At 67.5% G+C, this 17395-nt stretch carries 10 protein-coding genes; 2 read left to right on the top strand and 8 right to left on the bottom strand.

The annotated features are described in order from the left end of the window. Window positions 1-34: 34 nt before the first annotated feature. Window positions 35-463: a Holliday junction resolvase RuvX gene (ruvX, locus tag RND64_RS10380; RefSeq protein ID WP_049697259.1), complete on the bottom strand. Its 429-nt coding sequence runs from the start codon at window positions 461-463 to the stop codon at window positions 35-37. Continuing rightward, complete coding sequence (gene alaS, locus RND64_RS10375) at window positions 460-3132, bottom strand: alanine--tRNA ligase (RefSeq protein ID WP_049697258.1); 2673 nt, start codon at window positions 3130-3132, stop codon at window positions 460-462. The genes ruvX and alaS overlap by 4 nt, the downstream gene beginning before the upstream one ends. Before the next feature lie 236 nt (window positions 3133-3368). Here alaS and RND64_RS10370 point away from each other — a divergent pair, with 236 nt between their 5' ends. Next, window positions 3369-4241 carry a helix-turn-helix transcriptional regulator gene (locus RND64_RS10370; RefSeq protein ID WP_331436622.1) on the top strand — a complete coding sequence of 291 codons (873 nt, stop codon included), beginning with the start codon at window positions 3369-3371 and terminating at the stop codon, window positions 4239-4241. A gap of 75 nt (window positions 4242-4316) precedes the next feature. After that, window positions 4317-5510, top strand: coding sequence for an MFS transporter (locus RND64_RS10365; protein ID WP_331436621.1), 1194 nt, complete (start codon window positions 4317-4319; stop codon window positions 5508-5510). Between the two features lie 6 nt (window positions 5511-5516). Here the strand turns inward: RND64_RS10365 and RND64_RS10360 are convergent, their stop codons facing one another. The 6 genes from RND64_RS10360 to aspS all read right to left on the bottom strand — a co-directional run bounded on the left by RND64_RS10360 (window position 5517) and on the right by aspS (window position 17357). Continuing rightward, window positions 5517-6929, bottom strand: coding sequence for a replication-associated recombination protein A (locus tag RND64_RS10360; protein WP_331436664.1), 1413 nt, complete (start codon window positions 6927-6929; stop codon window positions 5517-5519). Between the two features lie 5 nt (window positions 6930-6934). After that, window positions 6935-8074: a hypothetical protein gene (locus tag RND64_RS10355; RefSeq protein WP_005202643.1), complete on the bottom strand. Its 1140-nt coding sequence runs from the start codon at window positions 8072-8074 to the stop codon at window positions 6935-6937. Between the two features lie 195 nt (window positions 8075-8269). Next, a complete protein-coding gene (locus RND64_RS10350; RefSeq protein ID WP_064870796.1) occupies window positions 8270-9184 on the bottom strand; it encodes a transglutaminase family protein in 915 nt (304 codons plus the stop codon). Next, complete coding sequence (locus RND64_RS10345) at window positions 9181-11922, bottom strand: circularly permuted type 2 ATP-grasp protein (RefSeq protein ID WP_331436620.1); 2742 nt, start codon at window positions 11920-11922, stop codon at window positions 9181-9183. Before RND64_RS10345 ends, RND64_RS10350 begins: the two co-directional genes overlap by 4 nt. Then, window positions 11919-15386: a transglutaminase family protein gene (locus RND64_RS10340; protein ID WP_331436619.1), complete on the bottom strand. Its 3468-nt coding sequence runs from the start codon at window positions 15384-15386 to the stop codon at window positions 11919-11921. Before RND64_RS10340 ends, RND64_RS10345 begins: the two co-directional genes overlap by 4 nt. 138 nt (window positions 15387-15524) lie before the next feature. Beyond that, window positions 15525-17357 (bottom strand): aspartate--tRNA ligase, encoded by a 1833-nt coding sequence (gene aspS / locus RND64_RS10335; protein ID WP_049697252.1) that lies wholly within the window; start codon window positions 17355-17357, stop codon window positions 15525-15527. Window positions 17358-17395: the final 38 nt, after the last annotated feature.

The following is a 17395-nucleotide window of genomic DNA, read 5'->3' as shown; positions in this document are numbered from 1 at the left end:
ACGGCGAGATGGTCCGTGGACAGCGTTGAACCACTCATCGTCGCGAATCCAGCCACCCCTGAAGAATAGCGACCGCCGCCGCCTGATCAATCACCCCACGCGACGCCTTGACGCTGCGTCCACTGGCGTGCAGCGCCTGCTGCGCAGCTACGGTGGTGAGTCGTTCGTCAGAAAACACGACTGAAATCCCCTCAAGTTCTTCGGCGAGTCGGGCCCCGAAGGCGCGCGCCTTCTCGGCTGCCGGACCGTCCGTGTTGCGCAGCGTCTTGGGTAACCCGACGATCACCTCGACGGCTTCGTACTCCTCGACCAGCGCGCGCAGTCGCGCCACAGCGGCGTCGACATCGGCTCCGGCGACCGTCTCGACGGGTGTCGCGAGGATGCCGTCGGGATCGCTCACGGCGACCCCGATCCGCACGCTCCCCACGTCGACGCCGAGACGACGCCCCCGAGTCAGACTCATCGGCCGACGATCTCCCGAATGCGGGTCCGCGCCGCGTCGATCCCCGCGGCGTCGGTCCCCGATCCCTGCGCGAGGTCGGGTTTGCCGCCGCCGCGTCCGCCCACGAGTGGCGCGATCTCCTTGACCAGATCGCCCGCTTTGATGCCTGCGCCTCGTGCGGCATCGGTGGTGGCGATGACGAACGGAACCTTGGTCTCGTCACCCTCACCCGTCGTCGAGAACAACGCGATCACGGCCTGCCGATCACCGACACGGCCTCGCAGATCGGTCGCGATGCCGCGTAGGTCGTTCGCCCCGACTCCCGGGACCACCCCACCGACCACGAGTGTCGAGCCGACGGTGTCGGCGGAATCGAGCAGACCTCCGGCCGCCGAGCGAGCGGCATCGGCGCGAACCTTCTCGAGCTGCTTCTCCGCGTCGCGCAGGCGGGTGACGAGTTGCTCGACGCGACCGGGGACCTCAGCGGACGGGACCTTGAGCGACGAGGCCAGTCCCGCGAGCAACGCACGCTCCTTGGACAGGTAGCGGAACGAGTCCATTCCGACGTATGCCTCGACGCGCCGCACACCCGATCCGACGGAGGATTCGCCGATCAGCGTGACCGGCCCGATCTGCGCCGACGACGCCACATGCGTTCCGCCGCAGAGCTCCATCGAGAAGGGACCGCCGATCTCGACGACGCGGACGACGTCGCCGTAGTTCTCGCCGAAGAGCGCCATCGCGCCCATCGCCTTCGCCTCACTCAGGCCGGTCTCGAAGGTGTGCACCGGGTAATTGGATTCGACGGCGGCGTTCGAGATCTCCTCGATCTGCTGTCGCTGATCCTCGCTCAGCGCCGAGCCGGAGTGGAAGTCGAATCGGAGGTAGCCGGGCCGGTTGAGCGATCCGGCCTGTGTCGCACTGGGGCCGAGCACCTCGCGCAGCGCGGCATGCACCATGTGCGTACCCGAATGCCCTTGTGTCGCACCGTGTCTCCACGACTGATCGACGGAAGCGATGACCTCGTCGCCGTCGTGGATCTCACCGGCGTCGACAGTGGCCTTGTGTAGCCACACCGACTTGCCGACCTTCTGCACGTCACTGACGGTGAGGCGGGTGCCGTCGCTGGTGGTGATGGTGCCGACGTCGGCCATCTGGCCGCCCGACTCCGCGTACAACGGGGTGCGGTCGAGAACTACCGTGGTCTGCTCCCCCGGCCCCGCCGACCGCACACGCGTGCCGTCGGTGATCAGACCGAGCACTCGCGCCTCGGACACCAATTCGTCGAAGCCGGTGAACTCCGTGGGACCGCGGTCGAGGAACTCTCGGTAGACAGCGGCGTCGGTGTGCCCGGTCTTGCGGGCGACCGCGTCGTCCTTGGCGCGCTGCTTCTGCTCCGCCATCAGTTCGGTGAATCCCTGCTGGTCGACGTCGAGGCCCGCTTCCGCGGCCATCTCGAGCGTCAGATCGATCGGGAATCCGTAGGTGTCGTGCAGGGTGAAGGCGTCGTTGCCGCTGATCGTCTTCTTGTGTGCGGCCTTGGTGGCCTGCGCGGCGTCGGCGAACAGCTTGGAGCCTGCCTCGAGTGTCTTGGCGAAGGACGTCTCCTCCCCGACGGCGACCGAGACGATGTGGGCGCGCTGCTCGGCGAGTTCGGGATAGGACGGCGACATGACGTCGATCACCGTGTTCACGATGATCTCCATCGTCGGCTTGGCATCACCGAGCAACCGCATGGAGCGCACCACACGGCGCAACAGGCGCCGCAGCACGTAGCCGCGTCCGTCGTTGCCGGGGAGCACGCCGTCGCCGATGAGCATCACCGCGGTGCGGGCGTGGTCGGCGATGACGCGGAACCTCACGTCGTCGTCGTGATTGCCCGCCCCGTAGCCCCGACCGGTCAGCTCCGACGCAAGGTCGATCAGCGGCTTGAGCAGGTCGGTCTCGTAGACGTTGTCGACGCCCTGCAGCAGGCAGGCCACGCGCTCGACACCCATGCCGGTGTCGATGTTCTTCTTCGGCAGCGGGCCGAGGATCTCGTAATTCTCCTTGGCTCCGCCGGGGCCTCGCTCGTTCTGCATGAACACGAGATTCCAGATCTCGATGTAGCGATCCTCGTCGGCTTCGGGTCCGCCTTCGACGCCGTAGTCGGGGCCACGGTCGTAGAAGATCTCCGAGCACGGACCGCACGGGCCGGGCACGCCCATCGACCAGTAGTTGTCCTTCATCCCGCGCCGCTGGATGCGCTCTGCGGGAACACCGATCTCGTCACGCCAGATCGCGAATGCCTCGTCGTCGTCGAGGTAGACCGTCGGCCACAGCTTCTGTGGGTCGATGCCGTATCCGCCGTCGTCCACCGACGAGGTGAGCAGATCCCACGCGAAGCGGATGGCCTCGCGCTTGAAGTAGTCGCCGAACGAGAAGTTGCCGGCCATCTGGAAGAAGGTGTTGTGGCGGGTGGTGATGCCGACCTCTTCGATGTCGAGCGTGCGGACACACTTCTGCACGCTGGTGGCGCGGTCGAACGGCGGGGTCTGCTCACCGAGGAAGTAGGGCTTGAACGGCACCATGCCGGCGTTGACGAACAGCAGGTTGGGATCGTCGAGGATCAGTGAGGCACTGGGCACCTCGGTGTGTCCGGCCTTGATGAAGTGATCCAGGAATCGCTGCCGGATCTCATGCGTCTGCACTGGGTTCTCGTCCTCGGTCGTCGTGGTGCGTCTGGAAGGTCTGCGTCGGACTGACTCGGGGCGTGCGCGAATCCGACGATCTGCGACATACCAGCCTACCGCCGCGCGACGAGGACACCTGAATTGCGTCGTCAGCAGCACGAGAAGGCCGTGCTGGACAGCGGTGTTGTGGCCGTCCGGTCGACTGTCACCGACAGGGACAGGCACGCCGCGGCCGATCGCGCGACCATGGATCGGTGACCAACGGATCCACCGCCGCCGAGCAACTCGCCGACTTCCTGCGCAGCCGCCGCGCCGCGCTCGTACCCGCCGACCTCGGCGTCGTCACCACGGGTCTTCGGCGGGTACCGGGGCTACGTCGAGAAGAACTCGCAGAACTCGCAGGTGTCTCGCTCACCTATTACACCCGCCTCGAACAGGGCGCGGCGTCGAATCCATCGACGCAGGTGATCGACGCGTTGGCACGCGCACTGCGCCTCGACGAGGTCGAGCGCGCACATCTCTATCACCTCGCGGGCTCGGCGACGCCCCGGCCCGTCCGGCCGCGGATGCGTCCCGGTCTTGCGACGTTGCTCGACGCGATGCCCGACGTCGCGGCGATCGCACTGTCGCCCGTGCAGGACATCGTCGGCTGGAATCGCCTTGGCCACGCGGTGCTGGCAAGTCACCTCGACCCTGCGGCCCCGACGTCCGACACACCACCGAACAAGGTGTCGATGCTGTTCACCGACCCGGCCACGCGTGCGCTGCACCGTGACTGGGAGTTCGAGGCACGACTGGCAGTTGCCTCGCTGAGATACGTCACGGGGCCGCTGGTCACCGGACACGTGAACACCAACGGTGCCAACGACGACATCGCCGATCTCGTCTCGGACCTCGCCTCCAGCAGCGTCGATTTCGCGCGCATCTGGGCGCAGCACCCCGTCGAATCCTGTTCGAGCGGCACCAAACGCTTCCTGCATCCCATCGTCGGCGAGCTCGACCTCACCTACGACATGCTGCATCTCCCCCAGGAGGACGGGCATCGATTGATGCTCATGCACGCCACGCCCGGTTCGTCGCACGACGACGCGCTACGTCTGCTCGCGAGCACGACTCTGTCGGGCTGAGCCCGCGCCACCCCGTTCCCCCTTTTTCCACGCCGGTCACCCGACCGCGCGTCATTTCGTCGTGAAGGAAACACCATGAGCGAGACGACAACGCCCGCAACAGATCCCACGGTGAGCGGGGTGACTGCCAGGACACACGCCCGAGCGGCTCTGACCGCACTGGCTGTCGGCGGATTCGGCATCGGCCTGACCGAGTTCATCATCTCCGGACTGCTGTCCGACGTCGCCGAGTCGCTGCGCGTATCGGTGCCCACCGCGGGCGCGTTGATCTGGGGATATGCGCTCGCCGTCGCCGTCGGAGCCTTCACCGTCACCGCATTCCTCAGCAGGCGACCACCCAAACGCGCGCTGGTGGTGCTGCTGTGCCTGTTCATCGTCGGCAACGTGCTCACCGCCCTCGCGCCGACGTTCGACGTGGCGTTGCTCGGCCGCGTGGTCACAGCGATGTGCCACGGCGGCTACTTCGGTATCGGCGCCGTGCTGGCGGCCGACCTCGTGGCGCCGCACCGCAGAGCCAGCGCCATAGCGGTCATGTTCACCGGCCTGACTGCGGCGAATGTGATCGGGGTTCCCTTCGGAACCGTTGTGGGCCAACACTTCGGCTGGCGGGCGGCGTTCTGGATGGTGAGCGTCGTCGGGGTTGTCGCACTGCTCGGGATCGTGGCACTCGTCCCGTCACGACCGGCGCCGACGTCGAGCAGCGGATCGGCCTATCGCGTCCTACTCCGACCGCAGGTGCTGATCTCGATCGTCCTGACAATGGTGCTCTTCGGCGGAGTCTTCGGCGCGTTCATCTACGTCGAGCCCCTCGTCACGCATGTGACGGGCTATCCGGAGTCCGCGGTGGCCTGGCTGCTGATCATCTTCGGACTCGGACTCTGTGTCGGCAACGTCGTGGGCGGCTGGGCCGCCGATCGCAACCTCTCACTCACGCTGCGGACCCTGCCCGTGCTGCTGACCCTCACCCTCGTCGCCTACGCATTGCTCGCACACGTGCCGGTCGCCGTCGCGATCCTGCTCTTCGTCATGGGTCTCGTGGGCTTCGCGACGAGCCCGCCACTGCAACTGCGTGTCATGCACTTCGCGGGCGATGCTCCGACCATGGCGTCGGCAGCGAACATCGCCGCGTTCAACGTGGGCAATGCGATCGGCACGTTTCTCGGTGGACTGACGATCGGTGCAGGGCTCGGTTGGGTGTCGCCGGTGTGGGTCGGTGTCGGAATGGCCGTGGCAGCAACGGCTCTCGCATTCGCAACACGCCACCGCTGAGTCGCGTCACGCCTTCTTGGACCGGCGCGTCGCCCGTCGCACGATCGACCGCAGCTTGGCCACCCGCGGCCCGATCTCGCGCTCGAAACCGTGATCGGTCGGCACGTAGTAGTCGACGCCGACGAGCTCGTCGGGTGGATACTGTTGCGGCACAACACCGTCGGGATCGTTGTGCGGGTATTGATATCCGACGCCGCTACCCAGCTTCTTGGCGCCGCTGTAGTGGGCATCGCGCAATCCCGGCGGCACCGCTCCGGCTTTGCCCGCTTCGACGTCGGCGAGTGCAGCGCCGATGGCGCTGACGACGCCCGCGGACTTCGGGGCGGTAGCGAGGTGGATTGTCGCCTGCGTGAGCGCCAGCTTGGCCTCCGGCATCCCCACGAGAGCCACCACCTGCGCCGCGGCGACCGCGGTCTGCAACGCCGTCGGATCGGCCATCCCGATGTCTTCGCTCGCGTGGATCATCAGACGTCGTGCGATGAATCGGGGATCTTCGCCCGCGGCGATCATCCGGGCGAGGTAGTGCACCGCGGCGTCGACGTCGGATCCGCGGATCGACTTGATGAACGCGCTGGTCACGTCGTAGTGCTGGTCGCCGTCGCGGTCGTACCGCACAGCCGCACGGTCGATGGCCGCCTCGACGTCGGACACACCGATCTCGGGGATCTCGCCTACCCCCTCCTCACCGATCTCCTCGGCACCGGGTGTTGGTTCGCGCAGCGCTGCGTCGGCGCTGGCTTCGAGTGCGGTCAGTGCTCTGCGTGCGTCGCCGCCCGCGACGGCCACGAGGTGGGCGTATGCGTCGTCGGTGACGGTGACGGCGCCGCCGAGTCCGCGTTCGTCGGCGACGGCACGGCGGAGCACCGTGCGAATGTCGTCGTCGGTGAGCGAACGCAGCTGCAGCACAAGCGATCTGGACAACAGCGGCGACACGACAGAGAACGACGGATTCTCGGTGGTCGCGGCGACGAGGAGGACGATGCGGTTCTCGACGGCGTCGAGCAGTGCATCCTGCTGGGTCTTGGAGAACCTGTGCACCTCGTCGATGAACAAGACGGTCTGCTCACCCGCCGCCAGTCGGCGCCGCGCGACCTCGATGACCGCGCGCACCTCCTTCACGCCCGCGGACAACGCGGAGAGCGCTTCGAAGCGACCTCCCGCGGCACTCGAGATGAGCGACGCCATCGTCGTCTTTCCGGTTCCCGGCGGGCCGTAGAGCATCACCGACGCCGCGCCCGATCCGTTGATCAGACGCCGCAATGGCGACCCGGCGCCGAGGAGATGTTGCTGGCCGACGATGTCGTCGAGACTCTGCGGACGCATCCGAACCGCCAGCGGTGCGCTCGGTGACGGCGGTGATGTCAGCGATGTGGCGCCGCTCGTCGAACTCTGAGGCGGCGGGTCGAACAATCCCCCCACTGCGGTCAGTCCAGCCACGCACGCTGCAGCGCGAGGCCCACTTCGGTTGCGAACTCAGAGATCTCGGCGTTGCTCGTCGCCGCGGCGGCGAGATCGGACCAGCGCGCCACGAGGACGCGGGGATCGTTGGTGTGCAGCGCCCAGTCGTGGGCGTAGTGCGTCATCGGAACGGTGTCGGTCGACGAATCGGGCAGCATCCACACCGTCGACAACCACACCCACAGCAGCCGTGCCGTGAGCAACTGCCGTGCCATGTAGCGATCGCGCTCGAGCGCGGGCCAGATCGGCACCACTTCTGAGCGCCAGGCGTCGACCATCGACACCTCGAGGTCGAGGCGGTGGGCGACGCCCGCCGGCCCGAGTTGCGGGGCAAAGGTGACCAACCCGTAGGCGATGTCGAGTGTGGCGTCGCGGAATCCGCCCCACTCGTAATCCATGAACTGCACGCCGTCGTCGTTGAGGAGGATGTTCTCGGGGCCGACGTCGGAGGGACTGAACGCGCGGTGATCACCCTCGTCGAAGAGTGCGCAGGCCGACGTCAGCGCCTCCGCGACGGCGTCGGGAAGCGTCAGCCCGAGATCGGCAACCCGCGCCGATGCTGCGGACACCGCACGGATCGCTTCGTCGCGGAGGATGTCCCTGCCCGCGGTGCCTGCCGCACCGTGGCGCACGAGGGCGTCGAAGTCGCCTTCTCCGCCGACCGTTGCCGCATGCATCCGGCCGAGCGCCTGGCCCCACGCGCTCACCGCGCGGCTCATCTCGACCACATCGGCGTCGGCGAGCAGCACCGTCAACGGGTGCCCGCGGCCGAGGTCGGAGAGCACCATCAACCGGTTGTCGGGATCGGAGGCAATCAGTTGCGGACCGGGCCGTGACTCCGTCGGCAGTGCCGTCGCGTATTTGTACGATGCGATCTCGCGGTGAAACGCCTGCGGGTCCTCGTGACTCGGGAGCGCCTTGATGACGAGGGTGCGGTCCATCGACAGTGGGTTCTGTGCCACACGTACTCGGACGACTGTGGTTCGGCCGCTCCCTCCGAGATCCTCGGGATCGGCGAGAACCACCGGCGACCCCGCTCGGCGGGACAACATTGTTTCTGCGGCACGCACCACGCTGGTGACGCGGCTTTCTGTGATGACCGTCATGGCACCAACCAACCTACTCGTCGGCGCCGACACGCGTCACCGGGTTATGCGAGTGACTTGAAGAGCGAACTGCACGGCACGGCTTCGACCTGCAGTTATCGTTCGAGAGATCCTTTTGCGTCGCAAAAGACAACAATTCGTTGCGACGACGGCTTTTCGACCGACCCGGCCCCGCTCGGCTGCCTCGCGCAGCACTCACGTGATCACCTCTGACAAGGGACTGACATCGACCGAGACCTCGATCTCACTCTTGGACGCGTCGGTGTAGATCACGCCACGCAGCGGCGGGACGTCGTCGTAGTCACGACCCCATGCGACGGTGACATGACGTTCGTCGACGAGTTTGTTGTTCGTCGGATCGAAGGCCAGCCACCGATCACCGGGCAACCAGACCGCGGCCCACGCATGGCTGGCATCGGCGCCGAAGATGCGCTCGGTACCCGGGGGCGGGTCGGTCGCGAGGTAACCGGACTCGTAGCGCGCCGCGAGTCCCACCGACCGTAGGCAGGCGATGGCCACGCGGGCGAAGTCCTGGCAGACGCCCATCCTGCGTTCGAGCACCGTGTCGACGCGCGTGCTGATCGCCGTCGATCCGGAGCGGTAGGTGAAGTCGGAGAAGATGCGCGACGTCAGATCGATGATCGCGTCGACGAGCGGACGACCCGGCGTGAAGACCGCTGCGGCGTAGTCGCGCACGGCGGGCGTGATCTCCGGTGGGTCGAGATCGAGCACGAACTCGTCGACGAGAACAGCGCCCGTGACGGCAGGTCGAGCGTCCTCCCACGGCGCCCGTGCGGCGACGCTGTGCACGAGTCCCTGGTCGATGGGGTCGACCTCGACGATCGACGTCGTGGTCACCTCCAGCGCCCGGTGCGCGGTGCGGACATGGAAGTACGCGTCGATGTTGCCGTAGACGTCCACACCGACAGACCGGTCAGCGGGCTCGGGCGAGATCACCGTCTCGGTTTCACGGACACGCTGATACGGGAGGTCGCGCGGGGTCAGATAGCACCGGCCGTACGACGACGACACCTCGTCGTCGTAGGTGTAGCAGGTGCGGTGGAAGACGCGGTACTTGCGCGTTGCGGGCGTCTCGGCGGGTGTCGTCACAGCTGACCTCCCCAGATCGGTTGCGCGGTACGAGGCGGAGCGAACCGCGTGCGGTTGAGCAGGTCGGACAGCGCCCGTGCGCGGTCGCGCAGAGTGCTTGTCAGTTCGACGAGGTCGGCGCGCTTGCCGTATCCGTCGACGCTACTCAGATCGGCCGGGTCGCAGCGACGCAATTCTGCTGTCATCTCCTCGACCGCGCGCTCGGCAGCGGCCGAACGCAACTCCTCGGGCAGCGACGTCAGATCGTCGTGCATCTTGGCGAGCTGGTAGATCATCGCGCGCGGGTTGGTCTCGTCGAACATCAGCAGCTCGGCGACGGCCTCGGCCCGGTAGAGACCGCGGTTGCGTCGGCGGTAGATGACCGACGACTCGGTGGCGCTCAGGTACGACTCCAACAGGGTCTGTTCCATGTCCAGCGGGTGCTCGTACTCGAACAGCGCGCGGGTGAGGTCGGCGAGCGTGATCACCCGCTCGATACGCCTACCGAGATCCATGAGCAGCCAGGCGGCGTCGTGCACCATCGATTCGGCCTGCAGACCGGACAGAGCGAGAGCGCCGTGCAGGATGTGCTCGTGCGTGCGGGCCAGATCGGGTCCGAGGTCGAGTGCGGCGTCGCCGAACACCCCGGTGCCCGCCCCGACGTCGTCGCGGGCGCGCTCGATCTGGCGTGTCATCGCCTCCAGCGCGCGCTCCATCGGGGTCAACACCATCCACGTACTCGTCGACATCTGGTCGCGGACGGCCCTGGCGGTGGCGACGAGGCGTTCGGTCGAGTGCGCGATGGTGCCCTGCGTGTACCGGTTGACGGTCAGTTCGGCGATCTTCACGATCGCGGTATTGACCTGCTCGATCGACGAGAGTGACGAATCGTCGTCGAGCAACGTCTCCCCCGTGCCGAGGAGGCCGGTGGTTCCGGTCACCTCGGCGACCGCGTGCAAGAACAGCGGCACCGCAGCGGTGCCCGACATCCACGGCCGGTACTGGAAGTCCTGGTAGCGCTCACGCGCGACCTTGGCCAGCCGCGTGACCGACTCGGTGCGCTCGCCGTACCGGCCGAACCAGAACATGTCGGCGAGGACGCGCGGGCTCGCAGCGGCCGCGATGTCGGAGTAGCCGGTCGACGCCGGGCGCGCGATGATGGCGACCTCGTCGTCGGGTTCGCCGCGGAGCTCCGTACGCCGCGAAACATGTCCTCCCACATCGGGATTGGTCACCCAGATGTCCTTGGCGGCGACCGATGCCAGCGACGCGCCGACAACTCCGTCGGCCAGGACCGAACCGAGGCCGCCCGGCATCACCGCGTAGGTGGGACCCTGCGCGACCGAGAACGCGCGCACGGAGACGGGTGCGGCACGCAGAGTGCCGCGCCCCTGCGCGGGCAACGCCGCCTCGGTCAGGCTCGGCGCAACCGAGTACGCCTCGACCTCGCGGCCGACCCACTGCCAGGCCTCGGCGTCGATTCGTGAGCGCAGCACGTCTCGGGTCGCGGAATTCGTTGCGGGACCGACGAACTCCTCGCCGGTACGGAAGTTCGTGAGGACGAGCGAGTCGAGCGACGACACGATCTTCGACCGTGCCGAATCGTCGCCGGCCCAATAGGTCCGCACCGATCCGAGTGCGAGTTCCTCGTCGATGAGCATCGGCGCGACCTTGTGGAGGACGGCGTTCAGTGCCGGGTTCTCCAGCACGCCACTGCCGAGGGTGTTGACGACGGTGATGTTTCCACGCGAGATGGCCTCGACGAGTCCCGCGACGCCCAGGCGGGAGTTGGTCCGCAGGTCGAGCGGGTCACAGAAGGAGGCGTCGACGCGGCGCAGCAGCACGTCGACGCGCTTGTACTTGCCGAGGGAACGCATGTAGACCGCGCCGTCGCGCACCGTCAGGTCGGCACCCTCGACCAGCGGGAAGCCCAGCACGGACGCCAGATACGCCTGGTCGAAGAAGGTCTCCGACATGCTGCCGGGGCTGAACACCGCGACGGTCGGGTCGTCGACTCCCGGCGGGGCGTAGTCGGTCAACGCCAGTCGGAGGGTGCCCGCGAACGTCGCCATCGGGCGTGGTGCGCAGCGCTGGAACAGTTGCGGGAACGTCCGGGAGATCAGTCGCCGGTCGGCGATGGCGAAGCCGACACCCGACGGCGCCTGCGTCCGGTCGGCGTAGACGGCGAAGGTACCGTCGTTCAGGCGTCCGAGGTCGAGTGCGTGTAGGAACAGCGCGTGCGGTCCCGCGACCTCGAGCCGAGCGGCTTTGCGCACGTAGCCGGGATGTCCGAAGACCATCTCCGGCGGTATCAGACCCGCATTGATGGTCTTCTGGTCGCGGTAGATGTCGCGCAGGATGAGATCGAGCAGCATCGACCGCTGGGTGATCGCCTTCTCCAGCTCGGCCCATTCGACGCCGTCGACGATCAGCGGGACAGCGTCGAGCAGCCAGGGCCGCGGGATTGTCGTGTTGCCGTCGACCTGGTTGTAGACGACACCTTCGTCCGAGACCGCCGACGCCAGGCGCGCGGCCGACGCCTGCAGTCGGTCGTCGCCGCGCAGCGCGTAGCCTGCGACGAGCTCGTCCCAGGCAGGACGAACAGCGCCCGCGGAATCGAGCACTTCGTCGTAATGGTTGCGTGCGGCAGCAGGTGCGGCACCGCCCGAATTGAGCTGCCCGAGATCGAACAGCGTGTAACCGTCGGATCGGTACCTGTCGAACACCGCGGGCACACCGCCGCCCGCTGAAACAGTCACCGAAGAACTGTACGTGCCCGACGCAGATCGAGGATCGCCGGGACCCCACTGTCGGTGGCCATGCGGGCGACGCGCTCCCGGAGCAGTCCGACGTCGACGGAACCACTGGTGTGCCCTGCCGCCTCGAACCGACCGTTTCGGCGCGACTCCGCCTCGACCGCGTTGACCGGTGGGCGATCGTAGGCACGGCCGCCCGGATGCACGATGTGGTAGGTCGCGCCGCCGACGGATCGGCCCGCGAGCGTGTCGACGAGGTCGAAGGTCAGCGGTGTGTCGATGCTGATGGTCGGGTGCAGCGCGCTCGGCGGCTGCCACGCCCTGAACCGGATGCCTGCCACGCGCTCACCGGGCCTGCCGGTGCCCGTCAGCGGGATCGGATAGCCGTTGCAGGTCAACACGAATCGGTCGTCGTCGGCACCCTGCACACGCACCTGCACCCGCTCGATCGACGAGTCGACGTAGCGCGCGGTTCCCGTCCCCGTCGACTCCTCGCCGAGGGTGTTCCACGGTTCGATAGCCCCGCGCAGTTCGACCTCGTACTCGCGGATCGCGACGGTTCCCAGCCGCGGGAAGCGGAACTCGGTGAACGGGTCGAGCCATGCGGTGTCGAACGGATACCCCGCCTCGCGCAGTTCCTCTGCGACCTGCGCGATATCGGCGATGACGTAGTACGGCAGAAGGTGTTTGCCGTGGAGGTCGGTGCCGTGGTGGATGAGCCTGCTGCGGTAGGGCTTTTCCCAGAACCACGACACCAGCGAGCGGACGAGCAACGACTGCACCATCGCCATCCGGTGATGCGGCGGCATCTCGAAGCCGCGCAGTTCGAGCAGTCCGAGCCTGCCGCGCGCGGAGTCGGGGCTGTAGAGCTTGTCGATGCAGAACTCGGCTCGGTGGGTATTGCCGGTGATGTCGGTGAGTAGGTGCCGCAGCGCCCGGTCGGTGACCCACGGATTCGGTGGGGCGTCGGCACCGCGCGCCGGTTCGCCCTTCACCGCGAGCCTGTCGATCTCGGCGAACGCGATCTCCATCTCGTAGAGCGCGGAGTCGCGACCCTCGTCGGCGCGGGGTGCCTGCGATGTCGTTCCGATGAACTTGCCGCTGAACAGGTACGACAACGACGGATGGCGCTGCCAGTAGGTCAGCATCGACACCAGCAGATCCGGTCGACGCAACAGCGGTGAATCCGCGGGCGTCGATCCGCCGAGGGTGATGTGGTTGCCGCCGCCGGTGCCTCCGTGGCTGCCGTCGAGATCGAACGTCTCAGTGCCCAGCCTGGCGTGGCGTGCGTGCTCGTAAAGCGAGTCGAGCAGCTCGGTCTGTTCGGCGAAGCTGCTCGTCGGCTGAACGTTGACCTCGATGACGCCCGGGTCGGGTGTGACGGTCAACGTGACGAGGCGGGCGTCCGCGGGGGCTCCGTAGCCCTCGATGACCACCGGTGTATCGATCTCCGCTGCGGCGTTCTCGATCATCTCGACGATCGCCAGATACTCCTCGAGTTCTGCCGTCGGCGGTAGGAACACGTACAGGGTGTCGCCACGCTTCTCCGCGACCAGTGCGGTGCGTGGCACGAAGGCGGTCGGGTCGACGTCGGTCACGGTGCGGCCCAACGAGTCCGCGACGTCGTCGGGCAACGGGTCGGCGCGGACAGACGGGTCGGCCTCGTACAGGACCGGCGCGGGTCCCCACGAGAGCGAGTTCAGCGGAAGACGCAGTCCCGCGGGAGACGTGCCGGGCGTCAGCACCAGACGCCCACGTCGCGTCGTCCACCGCGCGCTCTGCCACGCCGTCTTGTCTTCGGAGCGGCTCAGGGGCAGGACGAACGCCGTCGGATCGGTGATCGATGCGTCGAGCGATTCGAGCAGTTCACGCCTCGCCTTCGTCGAATCGTCGGCGGGCTCGATGTCGGCGTCGGCGTCGACGACTTCGGCGGCAGCAGCTGCCCATGCCGCGGCTCGCGCGGCAGGCAGCGTCGGGTCGGATCCCGGATCGCCGGGCGGGAGCGCCGACAACTCGCGCATCCGCACCAGCGGGTCCTCGAAGGCGGGCATCACCTGTGAGCCGGGCAGACCCAACGCGGATGCGAACGCGGACAACAACTTTTCGGCAGCGGGATCGCCGCCCGAGCCCGGTTTCGGTCCCGACGCCTCGAGTGCCATCGCCCCGGCGGCTTGTGCGCGCGTCGCCCAGGGGTCGGCCAAGAGGTCTCGCCGACGCCAGATCGGTTGGCCGTCTGCCCGCCACATGACGGCAATCTGCCAGCGCGGCAGCGGCTCTCCCGGGTACCACTTCCCCTGGCTGCGCTGCACGAGGCCGGTCGGCGCGTAGTCGTCGGCGAGGCGAGCGGCGAGCTTCGACGCCAACTCCCGCTTGTGCGGGCCGTCGGCGTCGGTCGTCCATTCCGGGTCGGTCTGGTTGTCCAGGGAGACGAACGTCGGCTCACCGCCCATCGTGAGTCGGACGTCGTTGTCTGCCATCTTCTTGTCGACCGCCGCACCGAGTTCGACGACCCGCTCCCACTGCGACTCCGTGTACGGCAGGGTGACCCGAGGATCCTCGTGGAAGCGGGTGACCGTGTTGGAGAAGTCGAGCGTCGCGTGGCACGGACCGGTTGCGCCGGTGATCGGGGCAGCACCGCCGGGGGTCGGCGTCGCGGCCAGCGGGATGTGGCCCTCTCCGGCGAACAGGCCCGACGTCGGGTCCATGCCCACCCAGCCCGCTCCCGGCAGGTAGACCTCTGTCCATGCGTGCAGGTCGGTGAAATCGGCGGTGGGCCCGGACGGACCGTCGAGCGACTTGATATCCGAGGTGAGCTGCACCAGGTAGCCGGAGACGAAGCGCGCCGCCAATCCCAGCTCGCGCAGGAGCGCCACCAGCAGCCACGCGGAGTCGCGGCATGAACCGATGGCACTGGCGAGTGTGTACTCCGGCGTCTGCACGCCCTGTTCGAGCCGGACGGTGTACCCGACGGCGTCGCGGACGGCCTGATTGAGCGCGACGAGGAAGTCGATGATGCGTGTCGGCGATGTCGGCTTGTGTTCGGCCGCGAACTCGGCGATGGCGGGATGTACCGGCGCCCCGGCGAACTCCCCCTCGGTGACCCCGACCGGTCGGAGGTAGATCTCGAGGTCTTCGCGCAGTTCGTCGGGGTAGTCGAAGCCGTAGTCCTCGGCCCAGTCCTCGATGAAGAAATCGAAGGGATTGATGGCCGTGAGGTCGGCGACGAGACTCACCGTGATCGACAGAGTCGTCGAGGGTTCCGGAAACACAAGGCGCGCTTGGTAATTGCTGAACGCGTCCTGCTGCCAGTTCAAGAAGTGTCCCGCGGGTTCCACCGCGAGCGAATACGCCTCGATGGGGGTGCGTGAGTGCGGTGCAGGGCGCAGCCGCACCACGTGCGGATAGATCTTGACAGGCCGATCGAACGCATACGCAGTGCGGTGTTCGAGCGCCACCTTGATTGTCACCGGTCATCCTCCCGGAGGTCGTCGAGCAGATACGTCCCCATGGGTAGAAATCTCAGCACAGATAGCGCCCGTGCGCCCGACGTGCGGTCCCCCACGCACCCGTGTGCGACATGTGTCACGCGGACAATCGCCGGCCGTTCAGCTCGCAGGTTTCGCAGCACCCTGGTCGGACTCGCCGCCCTTGGGCTTCGGCTTGGCGTCGATGCCCGACTCCTTGCGCTGCGCAGCGGTGATCGGTGCGGGCGCGTCGGTGAGCGGATCCACGCCACCACCCGATTTCGGGAAGGCGATGACCTCACGGATCGAACTCTCACCCGCGAGCAGTGCGGTGATGCGATCCCATCCGAATGCGATCCCGCCGTGCGGCGGCGCACCGTAGGCGAAGGCGTCGAGCAGGAAGCCGAACTTCTCCTGCGCCTCGTCGTGGTCGATACCCATGATCGCGAACACGCGTTCCTGGATGTCGCGACGGTGGATACGGATCGACCCGCCGCCGATCTCGTTGCCGTTGCACACGATGTCGTAGGCATAGGCCAGTGCGTTGCCGGGATCGGATTCGAGGCCGTCGAGCGACTCCGGTTTGGGCGAGGTGAACGCGTGGTGCACCGCGGTCCACGCGCCGGAGCCGACGGCGACATCGCCCGACGCCGTCGCGTCGTCTGCCGGCTCGAACAGTGGAGCGTCGACGATCCAGGTGAACGCCCAGGCGGCGGTCGACGGGTCGACGGGTTCGCCGGGTGCCGGGATCAGTCCGAGGCGGACGGCGATCTCGCTGCGAGCGGCACCGAGCAGTGCGCGCTGTGCCTTGGCCGGGCCCGCCGCGAAGAAGACACAGTCGCCGGGCTTGGCGCCGACATGTGCGGCGAGACCGTCCCGCTCGGCGTCGGAGAGGTTCTTGGCGACCGGACCACCGAGGGTGCCGTCCTCGCCGACGAGCACATATGCCAGGCCCTTGGCGCCGCGCTGCTTGGCCCACTCCTGCCAGGCGTCGAGGGTGCGACGCGGCTGCGACGCCCCGCCCTCCATGACGACCGCGCCGACGTAGGGCGCCTGGAACACGCGGAAGGGCGTGTTGGCGAAGTACTCCGTGCACTCGACGAGCTCGATCCCGAAACGCAGATCCGGCTTGTCCGAACCGAATCGACGCATCGCATCGGCGTACGTCATCCGCGGGATCGGTGTGGTGACCTCGACGCCGATGAGCCGCCACAGCGCCACGAGGATCTCCTCGGCGAGCGCGATGACATCGTCCTCGTCGACAAAGCTCATCTCGATGTCGAGCTGGGTGAACTCCGGCTGGCGATCGGCACGGAAATCCTCATCCCGGTACGCACGAGCGATCTGGTAGTAGCGCTCCATACCGGCGACCATGAGGAGCTGCTTGAACAGCTGCGGGCTCTGCGGCAGGGCGTAGAACGTTCCCGGCTGCAGACGCGCGGGCACGAGGAAGTCGCGTGCACCCTCTGGCGTCGAGCGAGTCAGCGTCGGCGTCTCGATCTCGACGAAGTCGTGAGCGGCGAGCACGCCGCGAGCCGCAGCATTCGCCTTCGAGCGCAGGCGGATTGCCGCAGCGGGTCCTTCGCGACGCAGATCGATGTAGCGGTAGCGCAGCCGCGCTTCCTCGCCGGGGCTCTCGTCGAGCTGGAACGGGAGCGGCGCCGACTCGTTGAGTACCTCGAGTTCGGTCGCGTTGATCTCGATCTCGCCCGACGGCAGGTTCGGGTTCTCGCTTCCGGCGGGACGTTCCTCGACGAGACCGGTGACCTTCACGACGTACTCCGCGCGCAACCGGTGTGCCTTCTCGGCGACAGCCTCTTCACGGAAGACGACCTGCACCAGCCCGGAGCTGTCACGCAGATCGATGAACACGACGCCGCCGTGGTCGCGGCGACGCGCAACCCACCCGGCGACGGTGACGGTCTGCGACGCGTCGGCGCGGCGCAGCGAACCGGCGAAATGCGTGCGAAGCACTGGAGTCCTTCCTGGTGGACGTACGAGCTCGGAAATCT

The sequence above is a fragment of the Gordonia sp. w5E2 genome, from assembly GCF_036540975.1.
Lineage (GTDB): Bacteria > Actinomycetota > Actinomycetes > Mycobacteriales > Mycobacteriaceae > Gordonia > Gordonia jacobaea.
Note: the sequence above shows the minus strand (reverse complement) of the source record. Positions and strands in the feature narration are given on the sequence as shown.

What these genes read in the sequence shown, in the direction of transcription:
- RND64_RS10365 (WP_331436621.1), top strand. Translation starts at nt 4,317, where the DNA reads ATGAGCGAGACGACAACGCCCGCAACAGATCCCACGGTGAGCGGGGTG.
- RND64_RS10355 (WP_005202643.1), bottom strand. Translation starts at nt 8,074, where the DNA reads ATGACGGTCATCACAGAAAGCCGCGTCACCAGCGTGGTGCGTGCCGCA.
- ruvX (WP_049697259.1), bottom strand. Translation starts at nt 463, where the DNA reads ATGAGTCTGACTCGGGGGCGTCGTCTCGGCGTCGACGTGGGGAGCGTG.